Raw genomic sequence first — 11,516 nt, 5'->3', positions numbered from 1 at the left:
CTAAAGGGGAAAGAAATTATTTCTATTAAATGATGTTTTTACACCGAAATAGATATTTTAATTATTTAATTGTGATTAAGAAAAAATTAATTAATAACTTTCTTGAATATATTTTTAAAGTAACAATTAACGAGAAAATATTAATTTAATAATGATTAAAATTTTTTGAATGTAAAAAGAGAAATAATTAATTGATAAATAGATAATCACCTCTTGCAAGAAGAGGTGGTTATTTTCTTATTTAGAAACATCGGTACCGAAATACTGAGTGGAAATGCGTAGATAAGTACCATCGGCTTTGATATCGGCTAGTGCCTTATCGATAGCGGCTTGTAGTTCCGGTTCACCTTTACGAATTAGCACACCGACTGGATCGCCATTGGGTTCGGTCGCGACAACTTTTACCGGGGCTTTGGGTTTGTGTTTCCTAAAATCGAGATAGGACAGATTATCGTTGATCGTGGCATCGGCTCTGCCTGTAGCAACCAAATCGATTGCCTGATTAAATCCTTCGGTAGGGACGATTTCCGCACCGAAATGTTTTGCTAACTGGGCGTAATTGCTGGTTAAGCTATGGCTTGAGGTTTTACCTTTCAGATCGCTGAACGTTTTTATATTGTCATTATTTTGCCGGGTGATAAGTACAGCTTTAGATATGATATACGGCGCGGAAAAGTCATATTTCTTTTTGCGTTCTGGCGTAATAGCGACCTGATTAAGTACCGCGTCATAGCGTTTGGCATCAAGCCCGGCAATAAGCCCATCCCACTTGCCTTCGGTAAATTGGGCTTTAACATTCAGACGTCGAGCGATTTCGCGGCCAATGTCAATATCAAATCCAGTTAAGGCTCCGGAAGCATCGTGATAAGTAAATGGTGGATAGGTTCCTTCGGTAGCGATTTTGAATACACCTGTTGATTTAATATTATCAAGGCCAGACTCTGCATGCGCAGAATATGCAATGCCGAATTGAATAGCACCCGCTAATAATGCGGTAAGCAACACTTTCATTTTATTTCTCCAAACTGTTAAGAAATTTATTTGATGGTAATGAACTGATTCTCAGATCAATTACGGCAAGGTTATTTTAACGGTGGGTTATATCTCCCAATCCGGTAAAGTATGGGTTAAAGTTGAAATAAATTCCACAGTACGTTGTTTAAGGGCACGAGTAAAAATCGTTTTCGACGTTCCCGATTCGACAATTTCCCCGGATTCTAAAAATATGACGTCGTGGGCAAGGTTTGCTGCCAGACGCAGATCATGAGTAGCCATTAACATTGTGGTTCCTTCTTTAGCCAACTGCTTTAATACGGCAACAACTTCCTGCGATAATTCTGGATCAAGTGCGGAAGTTGGTTCGTCGCATAATAACACTTTGGGTGAAGGTGCCAGTGCCCGGGCAATTGCTACACGCTGTTGCTGACCGCCGGATAGTGTGGTTGGAAAGACATCGGCCTTGTGTGACATGTCAACCTTTTCCAGTAGTTCAAGCGCTCGCTGTTTAGCCTGTTCACGTGACCATTTCTGAACCCAGATTAACCCTTCCATAATGTTTTCAATGACGGTGAGATGGGGGAAAAGCTGAAAGTTTTGAAACACCATGCCGGTTTGTTGGCGAATCCGTTGTATATCCTTGTGGGCAATCCGCCCTTTGCCGGTGAAGGCCATGCTTTCATTGCCGATCTGGAGCTTCCCGGCCTGGGGAATTTCTAATAAGTTGATGCAGCGTAATAGCGTGCTTTTGCCACTTCCGGACGGGCCAATCAGTGCGGTCAGGCTGCCTTCCTCAATGGTAAGATCGATTTTTTTCAGGACCTTTTGCCCGTTAAAACTTTTTTCAATGCCGGAGAGTTGGATCATCTTTTAATTCCTGTGTGTCACTCTTTTGCGAAAACTTCTTTTCCAGACGGGCTTGTAGTGATGACAACACTGAACTGATTATCAGATAAAGTATTGCCGCTTCAGTATAAAGAATGAGTGGTTGATAGGTCACCGCAGCAATACGTTGTGCGGCAAGGAAAAGTTCCGGTACGGTGATGACTGAGGCCAGTGAAGTATCTTTCACCAGTGAAATAAACGTGTTTGAGAGTGGTGGAATAGCGATTCTTGCAGCCTGAGGCAGAATGATCCGACGCAGTGATTGTGTCCAGCTCATACTGATAGAATAAGCCGCTTCCCACTGCCCTTTTGGTACAGACAATAAAGTGGCGCGAATTATCTCAGAGGTATAGGCGCCAATATTTAAAGTGAAACCAATCACTGCCGAGGTAAATGCGCCTAACGTAATGCCGACGCTAGGTAAGGCATAAAAAATAAGAAACAGTTGTACCAGCAACGGTGTGCCACGGATCAGCCAGACGTAGAATTTGGCGATAGCAATAAGCGGTTTTGGCCCGTAAAGCCGGATAAGTGCTACGATAAAGCCCAGTATAATACCGAGAGTAAAGGTAATCAGCGTTAGTGGAATAGTGAAAGTAAAGCCCGCATAAAGCATAGGCCAAAAAGAATCAAGTACTAGATTAAACCAAGAGGGCTCCATATATTTTCCCTATCGTGTGTAATGTAACAATATATTTATATGTGATTTTTTTGAATATCATATGGCAAGCTGTCAATTTATATATATAAAATAAAGTTATATCATATTGTCATTTTAGATATATAAAAGAATTTATATAAATTAATATAGTTGATATTTGGTCAAATATTCTATGATTATTCGATTCAACAGGATTAATGATAAAGTTCCCAGGTCAGAATTTGTCTTTAACTTCCAGGGAACTGTATATCTGAATTAAGGAAATATTTCACTTATTCGGAAGGATTATCGCCAAAATAGTAAGCCCAGATACGCTGATAGGTACCATCGGCTTTGATGTCAGTTATTGCTTGATCAATAGCAACTTTTAGTTCTGATTCCCCCTGACGAAGTAAAACGGCTGTCTGCCCTGCATTGGGGCTCGTTGCAACAATTTTTACCGGTGCGTTTGGTTTGTGTTTCTTATAGTCCAGATAAGATAGGTTATCATTAATAGTGGCATCGGCTCTGCCGGTACTAACCAGTTCGATTTCCTGACTAAATCCATTCGTGCCAATAATTTCTGCACCGTTATCTCTTGCTATTTGGGCAAAGTTGTTGGTCAGGGTATGTGCTGAGGTTTTGCCTTGTAAATCACTGAATGTTCTTATGTTGTTGTTATCTTTATTAATGATAAGTACCGCTTGCGATGTGATATAGGGGATGGAGAAGTCATATTTTTTCTTGCGTTCAGGTGTAATCGAAATTTGATTAATTACTGCATCAGAACGTCCAGCATTCAGTCCGGCAATAAGTCCGTCCCATTTTCCTTCAATAAATGTTGGTTTGACATTCAATCGGTGTGCAATTTCACGGCCAATGTCGACGTCGAAACCGGTTAAAGTACCTGAGGCGTCGTGATAAGTAAATGGTGGATAAGCTCCTTCAGTAGCTATTCTGAATGTGCCGGTGGATTTAATCTTATCAAGGGTTGATTCTGCATTAGCTGAATGTACGAGACCGAGTTGGATAGTACTTGCCAATAATAGGGTAAGAATTGTTTTCATTTTGTTTCTCCGAGTTGTTATAAATTAGTGAATTAATACGTTGGAAATGAGTGATCCTATGGACTTTATGTGTGCTTTGGCTTCTGTTTGCTCTCTGTATTGACTATTTATTGCTACCTTAATAATCCCTACTGAAATAAATTATTTGGAACAATAAATAATTGAATGTTGAGTTAAACTATATTTTAATTATTGTTCACCTTTTTACTTGTAATAATATATTTATATGATTTTATTCTCTATATAATATGCGAAATCTAATGGTTTATATATAAAATAAAATTATATTATATTGTCATTTAAGATATATAAATATGGAAATGAATGAAATAGACGATTATTTATGTTAATAGAATCGATATTGTTATTTTCAATATTTTTGATGATGTTTATATATAATCGGTTGAATTTACACTTTATTATTAATTTTATCGTTTACTATTTAAATTAAAAAGCCACTGACAATAAATTGTAGTGGCTTTGGTAGAAATTTATTTTTTGAGAATATTACAATGCGGCAATCGTTTCCTTCTGAGCCAGCAGCTTCTCTTTTGATGTATTGCAGCTTGCCAGACGTTCGCGCTCTTTGGCTACAACAGCTTCGGGTGCACGGCTGACGAAGCCTTCATTTGATAGCTTGCCTTCAATGCTACCAATCTCTTTATCCAACTTCTCAATCTCTTTATTCAAACGGCTTAGTTCAGCCTCTTTATCCACTAAGCCAGCCATTGGGATTAATACTTCTGCGCCATTAATCAGTTTAGTGACAGAAATTGGCGCTTCTTCACCCGCAGACAGAAGCGTAACAGAAGATAAGCGGCCCATTGCCTGAATAAAATTCAGGTTTTCCGCTACACGACGTTGTGCATCAGCATCGGCATTACGCAGCAGAACTTCCAGCGGTTTACCTGGTGCGATGTTCATTTCAGCACGAATATTACGTACCGCAATAATCGCTTCTTTAATCCATTCCAGATCGTTCAGCGCTAGCTCATCAGTTTTCGCTAGATCAAATGCAGGGAACGGTTGCAGCATAATGGTATCTGCCTCAATTCCTTTAACCACTTTCACCCGTTGCCAGATGGTTTCGGTGATAAATGGAATAATTGGGTGAGCCAGGCGCAATAATCCTTCCAGAACTTCGATCAGAGTATGACGGGCGCCACGAACTTCTGCCTCTGAACCTTTGTTAATTGCCGGTTTAGAGAGCTCTAGATACCAGTCACAGAACTGGTTCCAGGTGAATTCATAAAGAATATTGGCAGCCATATCGAAACGATAGGTATCCAGTGCTTCACGGTAAGCTTTTACTGTTTGGTTAAATTCAGCCAGAATCCAACGATCAGCCAACGATAGCACCATTTCTCCGCCATGTTGGCCGCAATCCTGACCTTCTGTATTCATGAGAACAAAACGGCTGGCATTCCACAATTTGTTACAGAAATTACGGTAACCTTGTAGACGTTTCATATCCCAGTTGATATCACGACCTGTTGAGGCCAGCGCTGCTAACGTAAAGCGCAGGGCATCGGTACCATGCGCTTCAATACCTGCCGGGAATTGTTTCTCAGTACGTTTGCAGATTTTTTCAGCCAACTGGGGCTGCATCATATTGCCAGTACGTTTTTCTAGCAGATCTTCCAGAGAAATACCGTCAACCATGTCCAATGGGTCAATGACATTCCCTTTGGATTTGGACATCTTCTGACCTTCTTCATCCCGGATAAGACCGGTCATGTAAACAGTCTTAAATGGAACCTGAGGTTTGCCATTTTCATCTTTGATGAAATGCATGGTCATCATGATCATACGGGCAATCCAGAAAAAGATAATATCAAAACCACTCACCAACACATCGGTTGGGTGGAAAGTTTTCAACGCCTCAGTTTGTTCAGGCCAGCCAAGGGTAGAGAAAGTCCATAAACCGGAAGAGAACCAGGTATCCAGTACATCTTCATCTTGGTTTAAAGAGATATCTGTGCCCAGATTATTTTCACGACGTACTTCTTCTTCACTGCGACCAACATAGACATTACCGTTGGCGTCATACCATGCCGGGATGCGGTGGCCCCACCATAATTGACGAGAGATACACCAATCCTGAATATCGCGCATCCAAGAGTAATACATATTTTCATACTGCTTAGGTACAAACTGGATATCGCCATTTTCAACGGCTTCGATAGCCACTTTTGCCAGAGGCGCAGTACGGACATACCATTGATCAGTCAGCATGGGTTCAATAACCACACCGCCGCGATCGCCATAAGGAACGGTCAGAGCATGAGCTTTAATTTCAACCAGCAGGCCCAGTCTTTCGAACTCAGCCACGATAACTTTACGGGCGGCAAAACGCTCTATGCCTTGATATTCGGCTGGAATATCAGAACTGTAACTATCAGAAATTTCGCCATGAGTATCGAAAACTTCTGCTTCATGACGGATGTTGCCATCAAATGTCATGATATTGATCATCGGCAGGGTATGACGTTTACCGACTTCATAGTCATTGAAGTCATGGGCTGGTGTAATTTTTACGCAACCGGTACCTTTTTCCATATCCGCATGTTCATCACCAATAATAGGAATGCGGCGGTTAACTAATGGCAGAATAATTTCTTTGCCGATTAAATCCTTATAACGCGGATCTTCCGGGTTAACGGCTACGCCGGTATCGCCTAGCATGGTTTCAGGCCGGGTAGTTGCAACAATCAGGTAATCTTTCCCTTCTGCGGTCGTGACACCATCGGCCAATGGATAACGCAGATGCCACATGGAACCTTTAACTTCACGGTTCTCAACTTCCAGATCAGAAATTGCAGTGTGCAATTTCGGGTCCCAGTTAACCAGACGTTTACCCCGATAAATGAGATTTTCTTTATATAAACGGACAAAGGCTTCTTTTACGGCGTTGGATAGACCTTCATCCATAGTGAAACGCTCGCGCTCCCAATCAACGGAGTTACCCAGACGACGCATCTGATTGGTAATCGTGCCGCCGGATTCTGCTTTCCACTGCCAGATCTTATCGATAAACGCATCACGGCCATAATCGTGACGGGTTTTGCCTTCTTCTGCTGCGATCTTGCGCTCAACTACCATTTGAGTAGCAATACCTGCGTGGTCAGTACCGGACTGCCACAAAGTATTTTTACCCTGCATTCGCTGATAACGGGTCATGGTATCCATAATGGTTTGCTGAAACGCATGGCCCATATGCAGGCTGCCGGTCACGTTTGGTGGCGGGATAACAATACAGAAACTCTCACGGCTGGTATCGCCGTTAGGTTTGAAGTAACCACTTTTCTCCCAATGGTTATAAAGAGGTTGCTCAATTTCTTTAGGATTGTACGTTTTATCGAGAGATGGCTCGGCTTGCGTTTGAGTTGCGGGTGTTTTTTCCATTTTATCTTGATACTTAGTATGTTGGCGGCGTTGCCATGGTCAAATTAAAGCCGACGCTGCGATATGATTTATATCGTTCACGCGCCAACTGTTTCAAATTTTCATCTATAGGAACGAAGTCTATCACTTCATGGAAAGCGGTGGCAAAGTCTGCAAATTGCGGCAACAGATTTATTAGGATATCACGGGGGGCATTTCCCCGTTTTTGTGGCCAACATAACTCAACTGGCGCGCCATATCTTGGCCCTTCACCAGCAAGATTATGTGGCACGAACTGATGAGGCTCCCGTTGCCATAAGGCTTCATCTAATTTTTCTGCCTGTTGCTGATTTTCACAGGCAATTAGCACCCGTTTTCCTGCTCGCCATTGGTCAGCGGCAAATTGACACGCTAGCCATTCGTGAGCCTGCAAATCTGCCTGAGGTGATGGCTGTTCCAGTAAATAAAACGTGGCACTTTTCATAATGTCTCTGTTACGAAAAAAGGGCATTGTAAATGCCCTTTAATAAGCGGGGGAGATCAAATCAATCGTCGTTATTGATACCGGCATTGCCTGCACGATTTAACAGGAATTGCGACAGTAATGCAACCGGGCGGCCTGTGGCGCCTTTTGCTTTACCTGAACGCCATGCAGTACCGGCGATATCCAGATGTGCCCAGTGATATTTTGTGGCGAAGCGAGATAGGAAGCAGGCTGCGGTAATCGCGCCACCTCCACTGCCACCGGTATTTGCCAGATCAGCGAAATTAGAATCGATTTGCTCAAAAAACTCATCGGTCATTGGCAGACGCCATGCGCGATCACCTGATTGTTCAGAAGCATTGAGTAGCTCATGAGCCAGGGGATTATGGTTGGATAGCAATCCACTGTAATGATTACCAAGAGCCGTGATGCAAGCACCAGTCAGCGTGGCGATATCAATGACCAGTTCCGGATCAAAACGTTCAACGTAAGTTAATGTATCGCACAGAACCAGACGGCCTTCGGCATCCGTATTGAGTACTTCGACAGTTTGACCAGATAGGGTGGTTAAAATATCTCCAGGTCGGTAAGCGCGACCTCCTGGCATATTCTCACAGCCTGCCATGACACCGATGACATTGAGCGGTAGTTGTAACTCAGAAACTACACGCATCACGCCATAAACTGTTGCAGCCCCACACATATCGTATTTCATCTCATCCATGCTACCCGCAGGTTTGATTGAAATACCTCCGGAGTCAAAAGTCAGCCCCTTGCCAACCAGGATGATGGGTTTGGCATTTTTATCAGGACTGCCTTTATATTCCATGACTGACATCAGAGATTCATTCTGAGAACCCTGACCAACCGCCAGATACGCATTCATGCCTAGCTCTTTCATCTGCTCTTCACCAATCACTTTTGTTGTAATATGGCTATTAGCAGCATCTGCGAGCTGGCGTGCCTGAGAAGCTAGATAAGCTGCATTACAGATATTGGGTGGCATATTACCAAGATCTTTGGCCGCTTTAATACCGGCAGCAATAGCAAGGCCGTGCTGGATTGCACGTTCACCGCTGGTTAGCTCCCGACGGGTTGGAACATTGAAAACCATTTTACGCAGTGGGCGACGCAACTCATTTTTATTACTTTTGAGTTGGTTGAAAACATAGAGCGATTCTTTTGCTGTTTCTACCGCTTGGCGCACTTTCCAATAATTATTGCGGCCTTTAACATGCAATTCTGTTAAGAAGCAAACAGCTTCCATTGAACCCGTTTCATTGAGGGTATTGATAGTTTTCTGAATAATCTGTTTATACTGGCGTTCATCCAATTCGCGCTCTTTACCACAGCCGATAAGCAGAATACGTTCAGATAACACATTGGGAACATGATGCAGCAGCAGTGATTGACCAACTTTGCCTTCTAGCTCACCACGGCGTAGCAATGCACTGATGTAACCGTCACTTATTTTATCAAGTTGTTCAGCGATAGAGGAAAGACGGCGAGGTTCGAAAACGCCGACAATGATACATGCACTACGTTGTTTTTCCGGGCTACCGCTTTTTACACTAAACTCCATGCGTTCTCCTGAATCTTAAAGACAAAGACGGATGCTATCGCTAAAATATAGCGTTCCGCATTAATCTACCCCATAGAAAATTAACTATTTATGTTAAGCTAAACGCACTGGTTGTTATTATTTAGCTAACTATATAAGTATGTTCTGACTGGGAACCTGAATATGGAATGCTTCGATATCATTTTAGCAGTGAGGAAGCCAAACTGATGCACATAATAAATGGTATATATACAATGAAGTTAGCGATTTTCCTGCAAAAAGACAAGTTTTCACAGGCGTAATAAGCGTGATCATCATTAGATATCTGGTACGGGAAACCCTGAAAAGCCAAGTTGCGATACTCTTTATCCTTTTACTGATCTTTTTCTGTCAGAGATTAGTCGAAATTTTGGGTGCCGCAGTGGAAGGAAACGTCCCGGCAAATTTAGTTTTATCCTTGTTAGGATTAGGTGTGCCTGAAATGGCGCAGTTGATTTTGCCCCTGAGTCTGTTTCTTGGGGTATTGATGACTTTCAGTAAACTCTATACTGAAAGTGAAATTACTGTTATGCATGCGTGTGGTTTGGGCAAGCGTGTGCTGGTGGTTTCGGCGCTTATTCTGGCGTTGTTAACTTCCGCGTTAGCGGCAGTGAATGTCATTTGGGTCATGCCGTGGTCCTCGAAATATCAAGAGCAGGTGGTAGCTGATGCTAAAGCTAACCCACGCTTGGCAGCGATCATGGAAGGGAGGTTCAAGCCTTCCGAGGATGGTAATCTGGTGCTCTATATTGGCAATGTGCACGGCAATAAATTTGAAAACGTATTCCTTGCCCAACTTCGCCCTGTTGATAACCAGCGTCCTTCCGTTGTGATCTCTGATAGCGGTCATATGGTGGAGCGACCTGATGGCAAACAGGTGGTCGTCCTTAATCATGGTACTCGTTATGAAGGCACTGCAATGCTGCGTGATTTTAGGATCACTGAGTTCCGTGATTATCAAGCGATTGTCGGGCATCAGACTTCAATCGTAGATAATAGTAAAGTTGAACAGAAGTCTATTATCCAGTTATGGCAGGATAATGATAAGGATTCCCGCGCTGAGTTCCATTGGCGTCTGACTCTGGTGCTCTCGGTGCTGATTATGGCTATGATGGTTGTACCGTTAAGTGTGGTGAACCCACGTCAAGGGCGAGTGTTAAGCATGTTGCCTGCAATGTTGCTTTATCTGATTTTCTTCTTATTGCAAAGCTCTCTGCGTTCTAACGGTAGTAAAGGCAAATTGGACCCGATGATTTGGATGTGGCTGACTAATGGGACTTATCTGATATTGGCGCTGGTTCTCAATATTTGGGATACGTTGCCGGTGCGTAGGCTCCGGGCTCGTTTCAACGGCAGAGGAGTAGCCTGATGTTTGGTGTATTGGATCGTTATATCGGGCGGACTATTCTACAGACTATTCTGATGACGCTGTTTATGCTGGTATCACTCTCTGGCATTATTAAGTTTGTTGAGCAGTTAAGAAAAGTGGGACAGGGGGAATATACCACTATTTCCTCTGGTCTCTATGTTTTGCTAAGTGTGCCGAAAGATATTCAGATATTCTTCCCGATGGCAGCTTTACTTGGCGCCTTGCTGGGGCTTGGTACGCTGGCGAACCGTAGTGAGTTGGTGGTTATGCAGGCTTCTGGATTTACCCGTATGCAGATTGCTGGCTCAGTGATGAAAACGGCTATTCCGTTGGTAATCCTGACTATGGTTATCGGAGAGTGGGTCGCGCCACAAGGTGAACAGATGGCGCGTAATTACCGGGCTCAGAAGATGCTTGGTGGTTCTCTGGTTTCAACAAATAAAGGTATGTGGACGATAGATGGGGACGATTTTATCTACATCCAGCGGATTGTGAGTGATACAGAGATTAAAGGCGTCAATATCTATCATTTTAGTGATGAAAAAAAACTACTCTCTGTAAAGTATGCAGCCAGTGCGGTTTATGATAATGATAACGACCTGTGGAAGCTTTCTCAGGTGGAAGAATCTGATCTGACAGACAGCAAAAAAATCACTGGATCACAACATATTTCTGCTGACTGGAAAATTCTCCTGACGCCAGAACAGTTGAATGTGGTAGCACTTGAGCCAGAAGCGCTTTCTATCAGTGGCTTATATCAGTACATCAAGTACCTTAAGCAGAGTGAACAGGAATCAGGCCGTTATCAACTGAATATGTGGAAAAAAATATTTGCGCCGCTTTCAGTTGCAGTGATGATGTTGATGGCACTCTCTTTTATCTTCGGACCACTGCGCAGTGTGCCGATGGGAGTGAGGATAGTAACAGGGATCAGTTTCGGCTTCCTATTTTATGTACTTAATGAGATCTTTGGCCCACTGAGTTTGGTGTACAGCGTGCCAGCGGTTTTGGCGGCACTGTTACCAAGCCTATTGTTCCTTACTGTGAGTATTTATTTACTCCTTAAGAGAAGACAGTAGCTTCTAGAAATA

9 protein-coding genes are annotated in these 11,516 nt (G+C 43.0%); 2 read left to right on the top strand and 7 right to left on the bottom strand.

The window, feature by feature from the left end; translation table 11 throughout:
• Positions 1-237: 237 nt before the first annotated feature.
• From KZ793_RS08435 to pepA, 7 genes are all read right to left on the bottom strand, one after another.
• Entirely contained in the window at positions 238-1,011 is a 774-nt protein-coding gene (locus KZ793_RS08435; protein WP_225814946.1) for an amino acid ABC transporter substrate-binding protein, read from the bottom strand.
• Between the two features lie 87 nt (positions 1,012-1,098).
• Complete coding sequence (locus KZ793_RS08430) at positions 1,099-1,863, bottom strand: amino acid ABC transporter ATP-binding protein (protein ID WP_225814945.1); 765 nt, start codon at positions 1,861-1,863, stop codon at positions 1,099-1,101.
• Complete coding sequence (locus KZ793_RS08425; RefSeq protein ID WP_225814944.1) at positions 1,841-2,542, bottom strand: amino acid ABC transporter permease; 702 nt, start codon at positions 2,540-2,542, stop codon at positions 1,841-1,843. Before KZ793_RS08425 ends, KZ793_RS08430 begins: the two co-directional genes overlap by 23 nt.
• 272 nt (positions 2,543-2,814) lie before the next feature.
• Entirely contained in the window at positions 2,815-3,588 is a 774-nt protein-coding gene (locus KZ793_RS08420; RefSeq protein WP_225814943.1) for an amino acid ABC transporter substrate-binding protein, read from the bottom strand.
• 507 nt (positions 3,589-4,095) lie between these two features.
• The gene (locus tag KZ793_RS08415) at positions 4,096-6,993 is read right to left on the bottom strand and encodes a valine--tRNA ligase (RefSeq protein ID WP_225814942.1); all 2,898 of its coding nucleotides are present in this window, start codon (positions 6,991-6,993) and stop codon (positions 4,096-4,098) included.
• 13 nt (positions 6,994-7,006) lie between these two features.
• Entirely contained in the window at positions 7,007-7,456 is a 450-nt protein-coding gene (locus tag KZ793_RS08410; RefSeq protein ID WP_011148563.1) for a DNA polymerase III subunit chi, read from the bottom strand.
• Between the two features lie 61 nt (positions 7,457-7,517).
• On the bottom strand, positions 7,518-9,038 hold the full coding sequence (pepA, locus tag KZ793_RS08405; protein WP_225814941.1) for a leucyl aminopeptidase: 1,521 nt from the start codon (positions 9,036-9,038) through the stop codon (positions 7,518-7,520).
• Positions 9,039-9,324: 286 nt separating this feature from the next.
• Between pepA and lptF the strand changes: the two genes are divergently transcribed.
• Positions 9,325-10,425, top strand: coding sequence for an LPS export ABC transporter permease LptF (lptF, locus tag KZ793_RS08400; RefSeq protein WP_225814940.1), 1,101 nt, complete (start codon positions 9,325-9,327; stop codon positions 10,423-10,425).
• The gene (gene lptG, locus KZ793_RS08395; protein ID WP_225814939.1) at positions 10,425-11,504 is read left to right on the top strand and encodes an LPS export ABC transporter permease LptG; all 1,080 of its coding nucleotides are present in this window, start codon (positions 10,425-10,427) and stop codon (positions 11,502-11,504) included. Before lptF ends, lptG begins: the two co-directional genes overlap by 1 nt.
• Positions 11,505-11,516: the final 12 nt, after the last annotated feature.

The organism is Photorhabdus antumapuensis (assembly GCF_020387775.1).
GTDB classification, from domain to species: domain Bacteria; phylum Pseudomonadota; class Gammaproteobacteria; order Enterobacterales; family Enterobacteriaceae; genus Photorhabdus; species Photorhabdus antumapuensis.
Note: the sequence above shows the minus strand (reverse complement) of the source record. Positions and strands in the feature narration are given on the sequence as shown.